The sequence below is a fragment of the Oceanospirillum linum genome (assembly GCF_001995095.2).
Taxonomy (GTDB): domain Bacteria; phylum Pseudomonadota; class Gammaproteobacteria; order Pseudomonadales; family Halomonadaceae; genus Oceanospirillum; species Oceanospirillum linum.
Map to the genome: position 1 here is coordinate 168,674 of NZ_MTSD02000002.1, position 18,357 is coordinate 187,030.

Annotated in this window: 21 protein-coding genes; 4 read left to right on the top strand and 17 right to left on the bottom strand. The window is 48.5% G+C overall.

Going from position 1 to position 18,357, the window contains the following annotated elements:
* Positions 1-21 precede the first annotated feature (21 nt).
* Entirely contained in the window at positions 22-1,098 is a 1,077-nt protein-coding gene (gene mtnA, locus BTA35_RS05875; RefSeq protein ID WP_078318898.1) for an S-methyl-5-thioribose-1-phosphate isomerase, read from the bottom strand.
* 172 nt (positions 1,099-1,270) lie between these two features.
* On the opposite strand from mtnA, the gene BTA35_RS05880 reads away from it, so the two are divergent.
* The 3 genes from BTA35_RS05880 to BTA35_RS05890 are packed head-to-tail and all read left to right on the top strand — an operon-like array spanning position 1,271 to position 4,015.
* Positions 1,271-2,599 carry a TRZ/ATZ family hydrolase gene (locus BTA35_RS05880; RefSeq protein ID WP_078318899.1) on the top strand — a complete coding sequence of 443 codons (1,329 nt, stop codon included), beginning with the start codon at positions 1,271-1,273 and terminating at the stop codon, positions 2,597-2,599.
* Positions 2,592-3,320, top strand: coding sequence for a bifunctional 2-polyprenyl-6-hydroxyphenol methylase/3-demethylubiquinol 3-O-methyltransferase UbiG (ubiG, locus tag BTA35_RS05885; protein WP_078318900.1), 729 nt, complete (start codon positions 2,592-2,594; stop codon positions 3,318-3,320). Before BTA35_RS05880 ends, ubiG begins: the two co-directional genes overlap by 8 nt.
* 35 nt (positions 3,321-3,355) lie before the next feature.
* The gene (locus BTA35_RS05890; RefSeq protein ID WP_078318901.1) at positions 3,356-4,015 is read left to right on the top strand and encodes an HAD family hydrolase; all 660 of its coding nucleotides are present in this window, start codon (positions 3,356-3,358) and stop codon (positions 4,013-4,015) included.
* A 66-nt stretch (positions 4,016-4,081) separates the two neighbouring features.
* Here the strand turns inward: BTA35_RS05890 and BTA35_RS05895 are convergent, their stop codons facing one another.
* The 16 genes from BTA35_RS05895 to BTA35_RS05970 form a co-directional block, all read right to left on the bottom strand.
* On the bottom strand, positions 4,082-4,855 hold the full coding sequence (locus tag BTA35_RS05895) for a YciK family oxidoreductase (RefSeq protein WP_078318902.1): 774 nt from the start codon (positions 4,853-4,855) through the stop codon (positions 4,082-4,084).
* Between the two features lie 235 nt (positions 4,856-5,090).
* Positions 5,091-5,798: a tol-pal system protein YbgF gene (ybgF, locus tag BTA35_RS05900; RefSeq protein WP_160055042.1), complete on the bottom strand. Its 708-nt coding sequence runs from the start codon at positions 5,796-5,798 to the stop codon at positions 5,091-5,093.
* 59 nt (positions 5,799-5,857) lie between these two features.
* Positions 5,858-6,421 (bottom strand): peptidoglycan-associated lipoprotein Pal, encoded by a 564-nt coding sequence (gene pal, locus BTA35_RS05905; RefSeq protein ID WP_078318904.1) that lies wholly within the window; start codon positions 6,419-6,421, stop codon positions 5,858-5,860.
* Positions 6,422-6,471: 50 nt separating this feature from the next.
* Positions 6,472-7,779, bottom strand: coding sequence for a Tol-Pal system beta propeller repeat protein TolB (gene tolB / locus BTA35_RS05910; protein ID WP_078318905.1), 1,308 nt, complete (start codon positions 7,777-7,779; stop codon positions 6,472-6,474).
* Entirely contained in the window at positions 7,779-8,738 is a 960-nt protein-coding gene (gene tolA, locus BTA35_RS05915) for a cell envelope integrity protein TolA (protein ID WP_078318906.1), read from the bottom strand. Before tolA ends, tolB begins: the two co-directional genes overlap by 1 nt.
* Positions 8,735-9,169, bottom strand: a complete 435-nt coding sequence (gene tolR, locus BTA35_RS05920; protein WP_078318907.1) for a protein TolR — start codon at positions 9,167-9,169, stop codon at positions 8,735-8,737. Before tolR ends, tolA begins: the two co-directional genes overlap by 4 nt.
* Before the next feature lie 2 nt (positions 9,170-9,171).
* Complete coding sequence (tolQ, locus tag BTA35_RS05925; protein WP_078318908.1) at positions 9,172-9,855, bottom strand: protein TolQ; 684 nt, start codon at positions 9,853-9,855, stop codon at positions 9,172-9,174.
* Positions 9,856-10,017: 162 nt separating this feature from the next.
* Positions 10,018-10,476 (bottom strand): tol-pal system-associated acyl-CoA thioesterase, encoded by a 459-nt coding sequence (gene ybgC / locus BTA35_RS05930; RefSeq protein WP_078318909.1) that lies wholly within the window; start codon positions 10,474-10,476, stop codon positions 10,018-10,020.
* A 32-nt stretch (positions 10,477-10,508) separates the two neighbouring features.
* A complete protein-coding gene (gene ruvB, locus BTA35_RS05935; protein WP_078318910.1) occupies positions 10,509-11,516 on the bottom strand; it encodes a Holliday junction branch migration DNA helicase RuvB in 1,008 nt (335 codons plus the stop codon).
* Between the two features lie 45 nt (positions 11,517-11,561).
* Positions 11,562-12,179, bottom strand: coding sequence for a Holliday junction branch migration protein RuvA (gene ruvA / locus BTA35_RS05940; protein WP_078318911.1), 618 nt, complete (start codon positions 12,177-12,179; stop codon positions 11,562-11,564).
* A 22-nt stretch (positions 12,180-12,201) separates the two neighbouring features.
* Positions 12,202-12,897: a trimeric intracellular cation channel family protein gene (locus BTA35_RS05945; protein WP_103989689.1), complete on the bottom strand. Its 696-nt coding sequence runs from the start codon at positions 12,895-12,897 to the stop codon at positions 12,202-12,204.
* A gap of 6 nt (positions 12,898-12,903) precedes the next feature.
* Complete coding sequence (ruvC, locus tag BTA35_RS05950; RefSeq protein ID WP_078318912.1) at positions 12,904-13,440, bottom strand: crossover junction endodeoxyribonuclease RuvC; 537 nt, start codon at positions 13,438-13,440, stop codon at positions 12,904-12,906.
* Between the two features lie 77 nt (positions 13,441-13,517).
* Positions 13,518-14,264, bottom strand: coding sequence for a YebC/PmpR family DNA-binding transcriptional regulator (locus BTA35_RS05955; RefSeq protein ID WP_078318913.1), 747 nt, complete (start codon positions 14,262-14,264; stop codon positions 13,518-13,520).
* 183 nt (positions 14,265-14,447) lie between these two features.
* Positions 14,448-16,223 carry an aspartate--tRNA ligase gene (gene aspS, locus BTA35_RS05960; RefSeq protein WP_078318914.1) on the bottom strand — a complete coding sequence of 592 codons (1,776 nt, stop codon included), beginning with the start codon at positions 16,221-16,223 and terminating at the stop codon, positions 14,448-14,450.
* A 338-nt stretch (positions 16,224-16,561) separates the two neighbouring features.
* Positions 16,562-17,473 carry a LysR family transcriptional regulator gene (locus BTA35_RS05965; RefSeq protein WP_078318915.1) on the bottom strand — a complete coding sequence of 304 codons (912 nt, stop codon included), beginning with the start codon at positions 17,471-17,473 and terminating at the stop codon, positions 16,562-16,564.
* A 137-nt stretch (positions 17,474-17,610) separates the two neighbouring features.
* Entirely contained in the window at positions 17,611-17,814 is a 204-nt protein-coding gene (locus tag BTA35_RS05970; protein ID WP_078318916.1) for a hypothetical protein, read from the bottom strand.
* A gap of 98 nt (positions 17,815-17,912) precedes the next feature.
* Between BTA35_RS05970 and BTA35_RS05975 the strand changes: the two genes are divergently transcribed.
* Positions 17,913-18,329, top strand: coding sequence for a hemerythrin domain-containing protein (locus BTA35_RS05975; RefSeq protein ID WP_078318917.1), 417 nt, complete (start codon positions 17,913-17,915; stop codon positions 18,327-18,329).
* The last annotated feature ends 28 nt before the right edge of the window (positions 18,330-18,357 follow it).

The following is an 18,357-nucleotide window of genomic DNA, read 5'->3' on the forward strand; positions in this document are numbered from 1 at the left end:
TCACCAAGGGCAGCACCAACATTAGTGCAGGCGATCATTACTCATAAGTAACTTCATTTTTTCAACGGTAGGTCTCTCAACGACCCCCCTCTCCGTTACAATTACATCAATAAGATCAGCAGGCGTTACATCAAAGACAGGATTAAACACTTCTACCTTTTCAGGTGCAATCTGATGCCCCTTCACATTTACAATCTCTTCCCGCCCACGCTCTTCGATAGGGATATCATCACCATGCTCCAGACTCATATCGATAGTGCTTGTCGGTGCTACAACCATAAAGCGAACACCATGATGCAACGCTAATACTGCAAGGTTGTATGTTCCTATCTTATTAGCAACATCACCGTTAGCTGTAATACGATCCGCACCAACGACGACCCAGGATACATCCTGAGTTTTCATAATATGAGCGGCAGCACCTTCAACATTAAGGGATACAGGAATTCCTTCCCGCATTAGCTCCCATGCTGTTAAACGGGCACCCTGAAACCAAGGTCGGGTTTCATCCGCATGCACATGATCGATCAAACCTTTCTCAAAAGCAGTACGGATAACACCTAATGCCGTTCCAAAACCACCCGTTGCAAGCGCCCCGGTATTACAGTGCGTCATCACAGAACGTCCTGCATCCTGAGTCTCTGCAATCAGGTCAGCACCAAACTCCCCCATTGTGCGGTTAGCGGCCACATCTGACTCATGAATCTCAATAGCAATTTTCAGCAATGCGTCCTGAGGCGGTGTCTCCGGGTCAAGCTTATCAATAACACCTTTCATTTTGTCCAGAGCCCAAAACAGGTTCACTGCCGTTGGTCTGGCGTCTGCCAAAACCTGAATCTGGTTTGCCAGGGTAGTCTTCCAGGTCCCCGGGGTTACCTTAAAAGACTCTCTGGCCGCTAACACGACACCATAAGCTGCAGCTACACCAATAGCAGGGGCGCCACGGACAACCATATCAGTAATTGCTGAAGCCACAGCACCTGAATCATGATAGGAAAGATACACTTCCTCCTCAGGGAGAGCCCTCTGATCCAATAACAGTAAGTGGTCATCCCGCCAAATAATCGCCTCTACACCCTTCTCTTCGGTACTACTCATTCAAAACTCCGGTGTCAGTGCCGCCCATGGCGAAAGCTTTTCGCAAAAGTTTGGCAACGCAATAAAAGCAAGGCGGCTATTATAACGATGAGCACAAAAATCGACAGTGTCAGCGCATTAAAAAGTGCATATACTGTGCGGAAGTTTTTGTTATCTATCAGGATTTTCTCTTATGACGAGCCAAGTTGATTCTCTGTTACATGCTCGCTGGATCGTACCGGTTGACGAAGCCCAGTCCGTCCTGGAGTACCACAGTATCGCCATCGATCAGGGTAAAATTCTGGATATCCTACCCACGGATCAAGCCAGAGAGAGATATTCGGCAAAACATGAGCAGACGCTTGACGACCAGCTCCTGATGCCGGGCTTAATTAATGCCCATGGTCATGCCGCCATGAGTCTCTTTCGCGGTCTAGCAGATGACCTGGCACTCATGACCTGGTTACAGGAGCACATCTGGCCGGCTGAAGCTGCGTTTGTCAGTCCTGAATTCGTGCGCGACGGTACCCAACTGGCGATTGCCGAAATGCTTAAATCCGGCACCACCTGCTTTAGCGATATGTATTTTTATCCCGATATTGCTGCAGAGACTGCCAGTGACTTGGGCATGCGGGCTCAAATTTGTTGTCCGATTCTTGATTTCCCAACGCCCTGGGCAAAAGATGCTGACGAAGGCATCCACAAAGCGATCGAAGTCCATGCAGCTCAGCGGCATAATGCGCTGATATCCATCGCCTTTGGTCCCCACGCACCCTATACAGTTTCTGATGAGCCATTAAGGAAGATTGCGTCAATACAGGAAGAGCTGCAAATACCGGTTCAAATGCATGTCCATGAGACCGCATTTGAAGTAGCTGAAGCCGAAAAAAACGGCCAACGCCCCATCTCCCGCCTATCTCAGCTGGGGCTTCTGGGCCCTAATTTCCAGGCCGTGCATACCACTCAACTAAATGAGGAAGACCTTTCCCTGCTTGTCCGACACAATGTCAAAGTCATTCACTGTCCGGAATCAAACCTGAAGCTTGCCAGCGGCTTCTGCCCCGTTGATAAACTTATCAAATCCGGGGTCACTGTCGCGCTAGGTACTGACGGAGCAGCCAGTAACAATGATTTGGATATGTTCGGCGAAATGCAAACTGCAGCCCAGCTTGCCAAAGCAGTTTCCGGTGATGCCTCATCCGTTCCGGCTTATGAAGCTCTTAAAATGGCGAGCCTGAAAGGCGCTGAAGCCCTGGGTCTGGAGAAGATCACCGGCAGTCTGGAGATCGGCAAAGCCGCAGATATCATTGCGATTGATATGAGCCAGCCAGAAACGCAGCCCGTTTATAACCCCACCTCACAGCTTGTCTATACCCGCATGGCAGATAAGGTAAAACACGTATGGGTTAACGGCAAAATGTTGGTACGGGATGGTATACTCACCCAGATAGATATTGAAAAGCTGAAACAAAAAGCCCGTCAGTGGGGAGAAAAAATTCGTGCAGGAGACAGCCATGACTGAGTCAAATACTACTCAAAACGTTGACTACAGTGAAGTCGCAAAGTTTGAGGCTTTGGCCTCACGTTGGTGGGATCGTGAAAGTGAGTTTAAACCTCTGCATGACATTAATCCATTACGCCTGAATTTCATTGATGAACGCGCAGATCTCGCCGGTAAAAAGGTACTGGATGTTGGCTGCGGCGGCGGCATTCTCAGCGAAAGCATGGCCCAGCGCGGCGCAGATGTTTCAGGGATCGATATGGGTGAGGCACCGCTCTCAGTTGCCAAGCTACACCAGCTGGAGAGCGGCCTGAAAATCAATTATCGTCGCATCACCGCTGAAGAGCTGGCAGAACAGGAACCGGAGCAGTATGACGTAGTAACCTGCCTGGAGATGCTGGAACATGTGCCTGAACCGGCAAAAGTGATTGCCGCATGTGCACGTCTGGTTAAGCCAGGTGGACAGGTTTTCTTCTCAACGATCAACCGTAATCCTAAAGCCTATCTGTTTGCCATTGTTGGGGCTGAATATCTGCTCCGTATGCTACCCAAGGGTACCCACGACTTCAGTAAGTTTATTCGCCCGTCTGAACTCGGCAACTGGACCCGGGCTGCAGGCCTTAAAAATGGCGACCTGACCGGCATGGTCTACAACCCCTTGACCAAGCACTACAAGCTGGATTCAAATGATGTTTCGGTCAATTATCTGCTCCAGTGCTTTAAACCCTCAGACGCGATTTAAGGACATTCAGGCCGCATCAGCGGCCTGTTTTTATTATGATAAGATCACCCTCTGCGGTACTGTTCGACCTTGACGGCACCTTGCTCGATACAGCGAACGACCTTGCCTATTGTCTGAACTTGTTACTTAGCGAAGAGAAAAAACAAACGCTTCCTTTAGAGGCTATAAGGCTTCATGTCTCCAACGGTGCCAATGCCATGCTCGATTATGGCTTTGGTTCAATCCCGGATGCTGAAAAACAACAGCTACGTGAGCGGCTTCTTAAGCTCTATGAAGCTAATATAGCCACTCATACAGCTTGGTTTGAAGGACTTGAGGAATTTACGGCCTTACTCCGGGCAAAAGCTGTTCCCTGGGGAATTGTCACAAACAAGCCTCGCCTTTATACCGATCTTCTTCTGGATGCCATGCAGATCAACGCTATTATTGATGTTGTTGTATGCCCTGATGACCTGAATATCGCTAAACCAGACCCTCGCCCCATGCTATACGCTTGTCAGAAAATAGGTGTCAGCCCTACTCAGTGCGTTTACGTAGGTGACCATATTCGGGATATAGAGGCAGGTAAGGCAGCCGGAATGAAAACCATAGCAGCCGCTTATGGCTACCTGGAGGAACCGGAGCGTGTTTCCGAATGGCAGGCTGACTATATTATCCAAAGAAGTTCAGATATTACCCGGCTATTTGAGCTTTGAGCATCATGGAAAGAGCCACAAACAAAAAAACGGCCCAAAGGCCGTTTTTTCAGAGATATTAACAGATCAGGCTTCCGCATCGACCTTTGGAGGTTGAGCATCGTACTTCTGACCATTAACCCCTTTGCTATCCGGCCCCATAAGATAGAGATATGTCCCCATAATCTCCTCGGGTGTCCGCAGCGTTGCGGGATTCTCACCTGGATATGCTAATTGGCGCATACCTGTACGGGTAGCACCAGGATTAAGACTGTTAACACGTATACCGGATATATTCTCAAGCTCATCAGCCAGAGTTTCCATCAGGCCCTCTGTCGCGAACTTGGAAACGCCATAGGCACCCCAAAATGCACGCCCTTTACGACCAACACTTGACGACGTGAAAATCAGGCTGGCATCTTCTGATTCATACATCAGGGAAAGCAGAGACTGAGTCATCAGAAGCGCAGAGTTAAAATTAACCTGCATCACCTGCTCCCACATCTGGGGGTTATAAGCCTCAACTGGAGTTAGCGAACCGAGAATACTCGCGTTGTGCAGAACCCCATCAATCCGACCAAACTCTTTTTGCAGCAACTCCGCCATTTCACCATAATCTTTATAGGTCGCAGTCTCAAAGTTCAGCGGAAAAATGGCAGGTTGGGCACCACCCGCTTCTTCAATTTCATCATAGACTTCTTCAAGTTTTTTGATCGTCCGCCCCACAAGAATAACCGTAGCGCCGTGGGCAGCATAACTTTTAGCAGCTGCACGACCAATACCATCACTAGCACCCGTAACTAAAATAATACGATCTTTCAACAGGTTTTCAGGCGCTTTATAGCCAAACTCACACAACATAGAAATTCTCAACCTCACGTTAAATACTACCCTGCTCCACAAGGCAGAGTTGACTCATACCCTTTATATCGGCCTGAAAAGGATTGAGCAAAGGAAGTAACGACGATCCCCCCAAAGAATGCACCGACTTAGACAAGCCTAATAAAACAGCACGTCTAAAAATAAGCGGCGCATTGTATCCCAAAGCGCCGCCTATCTGTACAGACTGTATTCAAACTATCGCTAAATCAAAGCATTACTTTTGAGTATCCAGAAATTGGTCAGCCAGCTTAGATGCCGTCGTCTTAGGAAACTTACTCTTTACTTCATTCATTTGAGCCTTAGCTTTATCCATCTGCCCGTAACGGGCAAAAACAAGCCCCAGCTTATAACTGGCATCCGGCACTTTGAGGCTTTTTGGGTAAGTTTCAACAACTGTTCTGAAAACCCGCTCAGCTTCCTGGGTCAGATCTTTGACCATATAAAGCTCACCCAGCCAATAATAGGCGTTAGGCTGTAAACTTGAATCGGGATAATTCTTGATAAACCCCTGATAAGCTGTAATAGCCTGATCAAATTTTTGCTGCTTAACCAGTGCATAAGCGGCCTGATAGGCTTCTTTTGCGGTACCACTCACAACAGGTAACCCGCTACTCTGATCAGAAGAACTGGCAGGTGTTTTCTGGTTTTTTACATCAGACAACTGCTGCGAAAGGTCAGTCAAACGACGGTCTGCATCAAGATAGCGGTCACGCCCATCTTTCTGCAGCTGAACAATTGCTTTCTGCTGCCGTTCAACAACATTTCTCAGCATCTGCATCTCTTGCTGCAACTGCTGAATCTGAAGTAAAAGCTGGGCATTAGCAGCATGCTGACCCGATGTTGCCGATGAAACTTCAGCCCCGAGGACAGGTGTTGAAGCATCAGTCAAAGTCGCTGCCTGAAGAGAGTGTGATGCTGCCAAGATTGGCAGCATCCTTAAAGCATTACGGAAAGGAATATGCATCCAGAATCCGCCTTAGCTTAGTATTTAATTTCTACACGACGGTTTTTAGACCAGGCAGCGTTGTTATGACCAATAACCGCTGGCTTTTCTTCACCGTAGCTGATGACTTCAATACGGTCAGCACTAACACCCTGAACCATGAAGTAGCTTTTTACAGCGTTGCCACGACGTTCGCCCAGTGCATTATTATACTCACGAGTGCCGCGCTCATCAGCATGGCCTTCCAGAACAACGTTCTGCATAGGGTTTGCATTCAGATAAGCTACGTGCAGATCCAGAACTTCACGTGAATCATCACGAATTGCTGACGTATCAAAACCAAAGTAAACCGTCTCAACCTCAGGCATTGCTGCCATGGCATCCGCAGCCTGGTCCTTCATGCTCTGAGCATCCTGACCCATTTGCTCGCCATTTACAGAAGAATCTGTATTTGAGCCATCGCTGGTAACAACCGGTTGCACCTGGCCATCGGACGCAGAGTCAGAACCTTGCTCCTGAGTTGCAGCGTTACCACCACAACCAGCCAGCACGGCCAGAGTTGCACCAAAAAACAAAGTCTTGCTGTATTTTTTAAATTCCATATCAGGCTCCTGAAGAGATCGGACTTATTTTATAGTTAAAAATCGAAAAGTTAATTCGTTAAAAAAGGCGACCACGTGGGCTCACGAACATCTGCTCGCTGGGACGGAAGACGATAACGAATCTGTCCATTCACAGATACAGCCCCCAGATACCCCCTTGATCCTTCCTGTGTCGCATAAATTAACATACTTCCATTAGGAGAAACACTGGGAGACTCATCTAATGGCGTCTGAGTTAATATTCTCAAACGGTTATTTGCCAACTCTTGTGCAGCAATATGAAATATACCTTCCTTTTGGTGCACAAAGTAGATTTCAGTACCATCCGGTGCATAACGCGCCCTGGCATTATAATTCCCTTCAAATGTCAGTCGTTCAGTCTCACCCGATACCAAATCAAGCTGGTAAATTTGCGGCCCACCACTGCGGGAAGACGTAAACAGAAGCTTACTCCCATCAGGAGACCATTCCGGCTCTGTATCAATCGCGTAGTGGTTTGTAATACGTTTCATTTTATAGTTAGTCAGGTCAATCTGATAAAGCTCAGGGTTGCCATCTTTTGATAAAACAACTGCCAACTTATTACCATCAGGAGACCAGGTGGGAGCACCATTCAATCCTTTAAACGCCGTTAGCTGGCGACGCTTCCCAGAATAAACATTTTGAATAAATACAGCCGGACGCCCGGTTTCATAAGATACATAAGCCAGATGCTCTGCATCCGGTGACCAGGCTGGCGACAAAATAGGTTTGTAAGTTGTCAGAATAGACTTTTCCCGCCGACCATCAGCATCTGAAACTTTAAGCTCATATTTGTTCTGTCCACTTGCGTCTTTGCGAACAGTGACATAAGCCAGTCGTGTAGAAAACGCTCCGGCAATACCCGTAAGGTGTTCAAAAACCTTATCACTGATGTAGTGCGCACGGGAGCGAAGCTCACTGGGCTTACCAGAAATCACTTCACCCAATACCCGAGTCTGGCGAACAACATCGTAAAGCTCAAACTGAATGGTCAGCATTCCGGGGGATACAGAAGGTTTAACCTGACCAATCAATAAATAGTCTTGCTTCAATAAAGACCAGTCACGGAAGTAGATGTCACTTTTCTGACTGGGGAGACTAAGCATATCTGATCGGGACAAAGGCTTGATAAGACCGCTGCGCTCGAGATCATCAGAAACAATCTGGGCTACATCTTCGGCCAGCGCGCTTTGCCCAAGCCACGCGAAGGGCACAACGGCCACGGGGGTTGCTCTATCATTCCCCTGTGTAATCTCAATCGTCAGGTCAGCAACTGCCTGCTGGGTGACACATAGCAAAGTAAAAGCAACAGCTTTCAGCCATTTATTCAAAAGCATTACTGAATATCCTCAGGTTTAAACACCAGATTGAACGACCTGAATGTATCTCTTTGATGCGGTTTAAGGTCTTGTAACTCTCTGAACGGACCAGCACGGTAGACAGCTTGCTCAGCAGACCGGTCAAAAGCACTGTCACGACTTGATTCAATAACATTAACCGATTTCACCTCACCGGTCGGCAGCAACTCAATCTTAAGAGTTGCCTGCATCCCCTTTCGCGCTGTTGGCGGCCGTGACCAGCTCTGCTCAACATAGTTTTTAATCAGCATCTGCATAGACGCCAGCTGCTCCTGATCCTCAAGCTGGGAAAGAAATGCTTCTTCCTGATCAAGGGCCGACTGCAATGATTGCTTCTCTACCTCAATTGACTCCTGACGCTTACGCTCAGCTTCTGCCGCAGCCAACGCCTCTTTACGCGCCTGAGCCGCACGAAGTAGCGCCTCCCGCTCCCGAAGCGCCTTCTGCTTTCGTATTTCTTCTGCTTTGCGAGCCTCTTCTGCTTTGCGGGCCTGCTCCGCCTGAAGTTTCTGCCGCTTGATTTCAGCCTCCCGCTTCGCTTTTTCAGTGGCGATACGTTCAGCTTCACGCTTCGCTGCAGCCTTCTGACGTTCACGCTCTTTTTGCTGAGCTTCTTTCTCGCGTTGACGAATTAACGCCTGCTTCCGGGCTTCAGCCTTACGCTGAGCCTCTTTCTGTTTCTGACGCTCACGATTTGCCTGAGCTTTAGCCGCCGCTTCTGCTCTCTGCTTCTGGCGAAGAGCTTCAATAGGGTCCTGCTGAACAGCTACTGCAGAAATAACAGCATTCGGCTGAATCTTCGGCATTCGCTGCTCTGATATTATGCTGGCCTGATGCCAGCCAAACCACAACAACCAGCCCCCCAGAAGATGACAGCCTACAGCGATCAAAAAAGGAAACAGCAGGCCACCGCCTTGTATTTTAGTATCAGGTCTCATTTCTCTGGCGGCTGTGATAATAAACCAATATTTCGTGCACCGGCCTGCTGTAATACGCTCATCAACTGCACAACAGCCCCGTATTCCACATTTTTATCACCACGAACCAACACCTGAACACCAGGGTTTTGCCGCGTGATTTTGCCGACTTTAAGTGAAAGATCTGCAGGCTTAATCGCCTGTTCCTTATCCGGCCCAAGTTCCAGGACATACTCACCTGACTTCTTTACAGCAACAATCAAGGGCAGATCATCTTCACTGACATCCAAGGGTGCCGAAACAGCTTCCGGCAGCTCCACCTTTACGCCCTGAGTCAGAACGGGAGCGGTCACCATAAATATCACCAGTAACACTAACATCACATCGATATAGGGGACGACGTTGATTTCAGCAACCAGCTTTTTAGGTTTTCGGTAGCGGTATCCTGACATAATCAGCCTGCATTCTGATTGTGAACATTACGATGAAGAATACTGGAGAACTCATCAGCAAAAGTTTCGTAACGCACCATCAACAGCTCAGTTTTTGTCGAATAACGGTTGTATGCAATTACAGCCGGAATCGCTGCGAACAGCCCCATGGCCGTTGCGATCAGAGCTTCAGAGATCGATGGCGCTACAACAGCAAGCGTGGCCTGCTGAACATGGGCCAGGTCACGGAAGGAGTTCATAATCCCCCATACAGTTCCGAACAGACCGATATAAGGACTGGTTGAACCTACCGTTGCAAGAAAGGGTAAGTTCTCATTAAGGCGCTCCTCTTCACGGGCCAGAGCAACACGCATCGCGCGCTGGACACCTTCAAGTAACGCATCTGAGTCAACAGGCCCTTTCTGGCTTAGCCGGGAAAACTCTTTAAAACCAGCCCGAAAGATATTCTCAGCCCCAGAGCCATTTGACTCCTGCGAGATTTCAAGATACAGCTGGGAAAGATCCATACCAGACCAAAAACGATCCTCGAACTCCTCCATGCTTTTCTTAGCATTTCCTATGACGGCCGCACGCTGCAGGATAAACATCCAGGAAAGAACAGAAGCCAAAACCAGACTGGCCATTACTAACTGAACAACCACACTGGCATTAATGATTAACCCCAGCAGAGAAAGCTTATCGTCCACATGCGCCCCTTTTAATATAAAATCAAGAATCGGATACTAAATGGCCAAGATATTGTTATAAATGAAAAAATGCTTTTTTTTCAATCTGTTCAGACAAGTGTGACAGAAAAAGTTCCTGTCTGAAAAGCTGTCATTTCCAATCAGCATTCACAGCGTCCTGCTTTATTCTTGAGATCTATAGTCAGTCAAAGATCCTAAACGACTCAGAACGGCTTCAGGTAAAGCTTTTGGCCGGTAGCTATCCCCCTGAACACAAGCAACTTTTACGGTTGCAGTATTCAGTACAATTTCATTTTCATCCATCTTTTTAACAATTTTTTGTTCAAAAACCAAATAGCTACGGGCTATTTTGTCAATTCTGACCAGTACCGTCAGCTCATCATCAAGCACAGCCGGACGCTTATAATCTACCTGAACACCAGCAACGACAAACAGCAGGTTCTCATCATTTTTCAATGTTTCCTGCTGGAACCCGATAGAACGTAGAGCTTCTGTTCGTGCCCGTTCATAAAACTTCAGGTAGTTGGCATAATAGACAACACCTCCCGTATCAGTATCTTCATAATAAATACGGATTGGCCAATTGAACGGAAAATCATTCCTTTGGTGTGTTTCTGACATTAAAGTAACCCTAACACCTAATCATTACGACATTAATTCTCAGGACGTGAGATGCCAAAGTGAAGATATGCCTGCGGCGTTACCATGCGACCTCTTGGTGTACGCATCATAAAGCCCTGCTGTATCAGAAAAGGCTCAAGAACATCCTCAATTGTGTCTCGCTCCTCACCAATGGCAGCTGACAGATTATCCACCCCTACCGGCCCACCTCCGAACTTCTCAATCATAGTCAACAGCAAACGGCGATCCATATGATCGAAACCATGAGTATCAACATTCAGCATATTCAAGGCCTGATCCGCTATATCACCGCTGATCACACCGTCAGCCTTCACCTGAGCAAAATCACGAACCCGTCGTAATAAACGGTTAGCGATACGGGGCGTACCTCTCGACCTTTTGGCAACCTCCAAAGCACCATGGGGCTCAATATCGATCTGCATCAACTCCGCAGAGCGTGTGACGATGGAGCTGAGATCCTCAACACTATAAAACTCAAGCCGCTGAACGATACCAAAACGATCCCGCAGAGGCGAAGTTAACAACCCTGCTCTTGTCGTTGCCCCCACCAGAGTAAACGCTGGCAGGTCAATTTTAATGGACCGGGCTGCGGGGCCCTCACCAATCATAATATCCAGCTGATAGTCTTCCATTGCCGGATAAAGTACTTCTTCTACGGCAGGGCTGAGCCGGTGGATCTCATCAATAAAGAGAACATCACCCTCTTCCAGGTTGGTCAGTAATGCGGCAATATCACCCGCCTTTTCTAAAACCGGCCCGGAAGTACTCTTGATCGCCACCCCCATCTCACTGGCAATAATATTAGCCAGCGTCGTCTTGCCTAAACCCGGTGGGCCAAAGACCAGAGTGTGATCCAGAGCATCTTCACGGTTTCGGGCAGCGGAGATAAAGATCTCCATCTGCTCCCGAACAGCAGGCTGCCCAACATAATCCTGCAGATACTGCGGCCGCATAGCCCGATCATGGTACTCTTCAGGTTCTCGGTTTATGGCGGAAACTAACCGGTCTGCTTCTATCATCAGGACGCCTATTGCTGCTCAATAAAAATAATCAGGTACTGTATATTAAATCATACCTTTTAAAGCAGCCCGAATCAGCTCTTCAGTACCCATTCCTGGTGTAAAAACACCATTAATCGCCTTGCTGGCCTGGGCGGGTTTATAGCCCAATGCAATCAAGGCTTGCTCTGCCTCCTCACGACCATCCACCACCTCAGGCTGTGCTGATGATTCACCGGAATCCGGGGCGGTCAGCTCAAACACATCGGGATCAACGGCCCAATCCTTAAGACGGTCTTTCATCTCAATCAGCAAACGTTCAGCGGTTTTCTTACCAACACCCGGTAACTTCACCAGTGCATTGGTATCACCCTCATTAACGCAACGTACAAACTGAGACGCTTCAATTCCGGATAGAATCGTCAGTGCAAGTTTCGGCCCTACGCCATTCACTTTGATCAGATCCCGGAATAAGCGCCGTTCATTGCGATCAGAAAAGCCATAGAGCAGCTGAGCATCCTCCCGGACAACAAAATGGGTAAACAACGTAACGGATTCACCTATAGCAGGCAGCCGATAGAAGGTGCTCATAGGTGCTTCCACTTCATAGCCAACACCATTCACATCGATCAACAGCTGCGGCGGTCTTTTTTCGGCCAGAAGCCCTTTTAATCGTCCGATCATCACTCAGTCCTGAAAAATTAGCTTAATGCCCACCGGAGGCTCTTGATTTACGCTGCTCTCGTTGCCGCCGCTTCTCAGCTGCAGTTTTATAAGACAGCAGAAATACAGGTAATTGCAGATTCCAGTAAATTGCAGCAAGGCGCAGGCCAATAACAATTGCCATTGCAATCAACGCACTGATCGATTCCATACCCGAAGGCAGATACCAGCGCATATTGACAAACACAACAGCCCCGACCATAGCAGCAGTAGCATAGATCTCTTTCTGAAAAATCATAGGGATTTCATCGGTTAGCACATCCCGGATAACGCCACCAAAAACCCCGGTCATCACTCCCATCATCACAGCGATAACAGGTGGATGGCCAATATTCAACGCCACCTGGGCTCCGATAACCGTGAACACACCGAGACCGATAGCATCCGAGACCTGCAGTGTTCGATGGGGAAAAGGATGGAATCTCGCCGCGATAAAAGTAGCAACCGTTGTGCCTACAATGATCCAAATATAAAGCGTCTCAATCACCCAGAATACAGGAGTACGCCCAAGAACCAGGTCCCGGATAGTCCCACCACCAATGGCTGTAACCATACCCACAACAACAACACCAAAAAGATCCAGTCGTTTTTCACTGGCAGCCAGCACACCTGTGATAGCAAACACAATCGTGCCAAATATATCGAGATAAAAAATAAAAGGGATATTAAACAGCATCATGCTGCATTACTCCGCGTGAAACTGACGCCAGCTACTGCTACGGCGACCACCGCGCTTTCCGGCACCCGCAACCAAACCGAGATTTGAATTGGCGTGACAGATCGCGATAGCCAGTGCGTCAGCGGCATCGGATTGAGGAAGATCGGAAAGTTTCAGTATTGCCGCAACCATCTGTTGCACCTGCTCTTTGGTTGCCGCTCCGGTTCCGGCCACTGCCTGCTTCACCAGACGGGCCGCATATTCGCTCACCGGCAGACCAACGTTAGCAGCGGCGACAATAGCAACACCACGTGCCTGTCCCAACTTGAGTGCTGAGTCAGCATTTTTTGCCATAAACACCTGTTCAATGGCAAACTGGGTTGGTTGATACTGAGCAATAACCTCTGATACACCGGCATACACCTGCTGAAGTTTATCCGCCAGCGTATCGCCTGTAATTCTGATAAAACCACTGCCGATATAGTGCATACGATGCCCCTGCATACGGATAACCCCATAACCGGTCTTGCGACTACCGGGATCAATACCCAGGATGATGGCCATAACTGTCCTTAAAAATAAACCCGCCTGAATGAGATCCAGACGGGGGAAACACCACTAACAAAAACAGGCGATAGGTCTTAGCTTAGCTGTTCCATGACATCAGCGGGAATATCTGCATTACTGTAAACGTTCTGAACATCATCAAGATCTTCCAGATGCTCGATCAGCGCCAGAATTTTCTCAGCCCCGTCCTTGTCCATTGGAGCGGTGGTTGAAGGTACCATCGTCACTTCGCCACCAGCAGCCTCAAGACCAGCCTCAGCCAGCGCCTCTTTAACGGCGTTGAATTCGGTCCAGTCTGTCGTCACCTCAATCGAACCATCCTCATGGGTTACCACATCTTCAGCCCCAGCTTCGAGAGCCGCTTCCATAATGGCGTCCTCATCAGCATCAGCTTCAAAATAGATCTGTCCTTTTTTCTCAAACAAATAAGCGACAGAACCATCTGTACCCAGATTACCGCCGCGCTTGGAAAATGCGTGACGCACCTCAGCTACCGTCCGGTTTTTATTATCGGACATACATTCAACCAAAAGAGCAACACCACCCGGACCATAGCCTTCGTAGGTCATCTCTTCTACATTATCACTATCAGCATCACCAGCACCCCGTGCAACGGCACGATCAATGGTGTCACGGGTCATATTGGCACCCAATGCCTTATCCATTGCGGCGCGCAAGCGCGGATTATCTTCCGGCAGAGGGCCGCCCTGACGAGCAGCAACGGTCAGCTCTCTGATCAATTTAGTGAAAATTTTGCCGCGCTTCGCATCCTGTGCAGCTTTCCGGTGTTTAATGTTTGCCCATTTACTGTGGCCAGCCATTCCAAACTCCCGTTTGTATCTGAGTTATTTCAAAGCCCTTTCTTTATTTAAGCGTCTGTTGCAGCGCGCTTTAATAAAGACACTAAAACTAAAATGGGCATCAGAGAAAATCTGATGCCCATCAAAATTGAGCAATTCTGTACTAAATGTGCAGATACTCAAAATTACTGCAAACGATAGATATTACTCTTCCGTAGGTACAATTTTCTGACGCAGGCGGATGTTCAGTTCTTTCAGTTGCTCAGCACTCACTTCACCCGGTGCCGCGGTCATAACACAACCCGCACTTTGGGTTTTAGGGAAGGCGATCACTTCACGGATCGACTGAGTTCCTGTCATCAGCATCACCAGGCGATCCAGACCAAAGGCCAGACCACCATGTGGTGGCGCACCAAATTTCAGTGCATCCAGCAGGAAGCCAAACTTCTCCTGCTGCTCTTCTTCACTGATACCCAGAACATCAAATACCGCTTCCTGCATTTTCTGATCATGGATACGGATCGAACCACCACCCAGCTCCGTACCGTTCAGAACCATATCATAGGCTACAGACAGGGCATCAGCCGGGTTTGCTGCCAGTTCTTCTGCGGAGCATGCCGGAGAGGTAAACGGGTGGTGCAGAGCAGACAAAGAGCCATCACTGTTCTCTTCAAACATCGGGAAGTCGACAACCCAAAGCGGAGCCCACTCGCAAGTATACAGGTCAAGGTCTTCACCCAGCTTGCAACGCAGTGCGCCGATCGCCTCGTTTACTACCTTAGCGGTATCAGCGCCGAAGAAGATGATATCGCCATCCTGTGCATCAACACGATCCAGCACATCATCAATAACATTTTCCATAAACTTAACAATCGGCGACTGCAGACCTTCCAGGCCTGCTTTACGATCATTGACTTTGATCCATGCCAGACCACGGGCACCGTAAATACCCACGAACTTAGTGTATTCATCAATCTGCTTACGGGACAGAGAAGCACCGCCGGGAACACGCAGAGCAGCCACGCGGCCTTTAGGATCGGTCGCAGGACCAGAGAAGACTTTGAAGTCAACCTGAGCCATCAGATCACCCATATCCACCATTTCCAGTGGAATACGCAGATCCGGCTTGTCGCTACCAAAGCGGTGCATCGCTTCAGCAAACGGCATACGCGGGAACTCACCCAGTTCAACATCCAGTACTTCTTTGAACAGTTTCTGAGTCATGCCTTCGGCCAGACCCATGATCTCTTCATCGGTTACGAAAGAGGCTTCAATATCAATCTGAGTAAATTCAGGCTGACGGTCAGCACGCAGATCTTCATCACGGAAACATTTAGCGATCTGATAGTAACGATCCATGCCGGATACCATCAGCAGTTGCTTGAACAGCTGAGGTGACTGAGGTAGTGCAAAGAAGCTACCGGCATGAGTACGGCTTGGCACCAGATAGTCCCGGGCACCTTCTGGGGTAGCGCGGGTCAGGATAGGTGTTTCGATATCCAGGAAGCCCTTCTCATCCAGGTAGTTACGGATGGTGTGCGTCATACGGGAACGGAAACGCAGTTTTTCCAGCATCTCCGGGCGACGCAGGTCAACATAGCGGTATTTCAGACGTACGTCCTCACCCACTTTAACGTGCTCATCCAGAGGGAATGGAGGGGTTTCAGATGCGTTAAGCACTTCAACATCTTTACCCAGTACTTCGATCATACCGGTTGGCATATTCGCATTGGTCGTGCCTTCAGGACGTGCACGCACCAGACCTTCAATTTTCAGTACATACTCACTGCGGCTTTTATCCGCAGCAGCAAAAGCATCTACTGTATCAGGGTCAACAACCACCTGAGTCAAACCATCACGATCACGCAGATCTAAGAAAATAACCCCACCGTGGTCACGACGACGGTGAACCCAACCACAAAGTGTGACTGTTTCGCCGATATGGGATTCATTCAGTTCGCCGCAATAATGGCTGCGCATAATTATGTCCTGTTTTCCGGTTGTACTCTTTTATAGCTGCGAACTCAGAGCAAAAGCCGAGTCAGCAACCATGATTCATTAGCGGCAGAACGCCGAATGCGCCCGCAACACGTATATATGCTGCCAGCGCTAACTTAATTCTTTATCAGCCCAGTATAAATTTCTGTCGGCCATATAAGGCGAAGTATTATATACCCGACCCCGCGCCAACTCCACCGCCCATCAGAAACAATTAAGCTAAATTGACAGGAAAAAGTATGTGAAAACAGAAATATAGCTGATTCATGGGCACAATATCAGCAGAGGCTTGCACTCAGAGCACCATCCCCTAACGCGGATCAGACGGCACCGTAACGCTCACCAATCAACTGCCATAAACGGTCAACCATGGGTTTTTCATCACTGACAGAACGGTACAGGCAGATCGCCAGAGGCACGACCCATTGTTCAGCCCCACAGGGCACAATGGCACCGGACTCAAGCTCCTGCTGTATGGTCACCTCCGGTAGCCAGGCAACCCCCTCTCCGGCCAGGACCATCTGTTTCAACCCCTGAGCCATTGCCGTTTCGTATACCTTTTTCAGACTCAGGTCGCCCAATTGAGAACGCAGACGCTCCCGGACAGCCTGACCCAGCATCGCTTCCGAAGTATAAGCCAGATAAGGCACATCCTGATCCACACCCAGCCGATAGATCGCCTGGCCATGTCGCGTCGCCTTACATACCGGCATTAAACGCGTCCATCCCAGCTGGCAATGAGGAAAAAGTGTTTCATCAAGCCGAATCCAGGACTGAGGGTCATGAAAAGCCAATAAAAAATCACACTCGCCTTTACGCAGGGCATTCAGGCCGACATCGACATTGGCCGCTTCTGTACGCACCATGAAGCCACTTTCCTGCTGACGAATCCATCGCACCAGCTCCGGCATCAGAGTAAAAGTGAGCGCATGGGCCGCACAGAAATTAATTCGGGGAAGATAACCGCCGGAAGGGGATAACTGGCGCACAGCAGCCTGCAACTGAGCCAGAACTTTACGTGCCGTAGGCAGGAACTGTTGCCCTGCATCACTCAGTCGAACCGGCTGAACATCTCGCTCGAAAAGCTGCGCCCCAACAGATTGCTCCAAGGTCTTAATACGACGACTGAAGGCAGGCTGGGTAACATGGCGCAAACGGGCAGCCTGGGAAAAACTCTGGGTTTTCGCCAACGCCAGAAAGTCTTCCAGCCACTTTGTTTCTATATTGTGCATGTTTTAACGCTAAGGCCTCCGATCAAGGAGAGCTATTGGATTCAATTTCGACCTACAATTCAACCGTTACCGAAGTTTATTATCAAAAAAATAGCAAATACCGGCAAATAGCCCTTCATTCCCTGAAAAACAGACCATTAAAGCGCCATCATACTGCCGATATAAACCTTAGCGCCGATACCGAATAACGCCAGCCCACTGATTAAACCCAGAAAAATCATTTTTCCCTCTCGGTTTGCTTTAGCCTTAATCGACACATGCCATACCGTCCATAGTTTTAACACGATCATTAAGCCCACTACAGAAAACACCGCTATTTCACCCGGGCTCCAGACAATCATGATACACCTCTGTCTTAATTTGCATTTGATATGCAAATTAAAGCACATATAATAGGTAAATCAAATGCAAATTATAAATATCAAGCGGAGCCGATGCGATGAAACGCCACCCAGCTTTAATTAACTTAAGCCAAGAACATCACAGCGCTTTAGTGATCGGTAAAAAGCTAAAAACAGCCGCCCAAGCCAGCAATCAATCGGCTCTCACTCTTTGGCAAAATAATCGACTTATTTTTCTACAGGAGCTGCTGCCGCACTTTATGGAAGAGGAAGCGCGCTTTGGCACTTTGCTTGAAGGCGAGCTAAAACAAGAATTTGAGTCAGACCATGCTTTTCTTCTGCATTGTTTGCAATCCGACGCGCAACTTATCAATATCGACGCTGGCTCAGCGCAAGAAGTCACACAGCGGATTACTGCTTTTGCGGATCGGCTTATTCAGCATGTAAGATTTGAAGAGCGAACACTTTTTCCATGGCTAGAACAGCATCATACCCAAGCACTGAAGCACTTATAAAACGCACTGGAACGCACTGGAACGCTCA

Coding starts and splice junctions, on each gene's coding strand:
- mtnA (WP_078318898.1), bottom strand. CDS start 1,098: ATGAGTAGTACCGAAGAGAAGGGTGTAGAGGCGATTATTTGGCGGGAT.
- BTA35_RS05880 (WP_078318899.1), top strand. CDS start 1,271: ATGACGAGCCAAGTTGATTCTCTGTTACATGCTCGCTGGATCGTACCG.
- ubiG (WP_078318900.1), top strand. CDS start 2,592: ATGACTGAGTCAAATACTACTCAAAACGTTGACTACAGTGAAGTCGCA.
- BTA35_RS05890 (WP_078318901.1), top strand. CDS start 3,356: ATGATAAGATCACCCTCTGCGGTACTGTTCGACCTTGACGGCACCTTG.
- BTA35_RS05895 (WP_078318902.1), bottom strand. CDS start 4,855: ATGTTGTGTGAGTTTGGCTATAAAGCGCCTGAAAACCTGTTGAAAGAT.
- pal (WP_078318904.1), bottom strand. CDS start 6,421: ATGGAATTTAAAAAATACAGCAAGACTTTGTTTTTTGGTGCAACTCTG.
- tolB (WP_078318905.1), bottom strand. CDS start 7,779: ATGCTTTTGAATAAATGGCTGAAAGCTGTTGCTTTTACTTTGCTATGT.
- tolA (WP_078318906.1), bottom strand. CDS start 8,738: ATGAGACCTGATACTAAAATACAAGGCGGTGGCCTGCTGTTTCCTTTT.
- tolR (WP_078318907.1), bottom strand. CDS start 9,169: ATGTCAGGATACCGCTACCGAAAACCTAAAAAGCTGGTTGCTGAAATC.
- ybgC (WP_078318909.1), bottom strand. CDS start 10,476: ATGTCAGAAACACACCAAAGGAATGATTTTCCGTTCAATTGGCCAATC.
- ruvB (WP_078318910.1), bottom strand. CDS start 11,516: ATGATAGAAGCAGACCGGTTAGTTTCCGCCATAAACCGAGAACCTGAA.
- ruvA (WP_078318911.1), bottom strand. CDS start 12,179: ATGATCGGACGATTAAAAGGGCTTCTGGCCGAAAAAAGACCGCCGCAG.
- BTA35_RS05945 (WP_103989689.1), bottom strand. CDS start 12,897: ATGATGCTGTTTAATATCCCTTTTATTTTTTATCTCGATATATTTGGC.
- ruvC (WP_078318912.1), bottom strand. CDS start 13,440: ATGGCCATCATCCTGGGTATTGATCCCGGTAGTCGCAAGACCGGTTAT.
- BTA35_RS05955 (WP_078318913.1), bottom strand. CDS start 14,264: ATGGCTGGCCACAGTAAATGGGCAAACATTAAACACCGGAAAGCTGCA.
- aspS (WP_078318914.1), bottom strand. CDS start 16,223: ATGCGCAGCCATTATTGCGGCGAACTGAATGAATCCCATATCGGCGAA.
- BTA35_RS05965 (WP_078318915.1), bottom strand. CDS start 17,473: ATGCACAATATAGAAACAAAGTGGCTGGAAGACTTTCTGGCGTTGGCG.
- BTA35_RS05970 (WP_078318916.1), bottom strand. CDS start 17,814: ATGATTGTCTGGAGCCCGGGTGAAATAGCGGTGTTTTCTGTAGTGGGC.
- BTA35_RS05975 (WP_078318917.1), top strand. CDS start 17,913: ATGAAACGCCACCCAGCTTTAATTAACTTAAGCCAAGAACATCACAGC.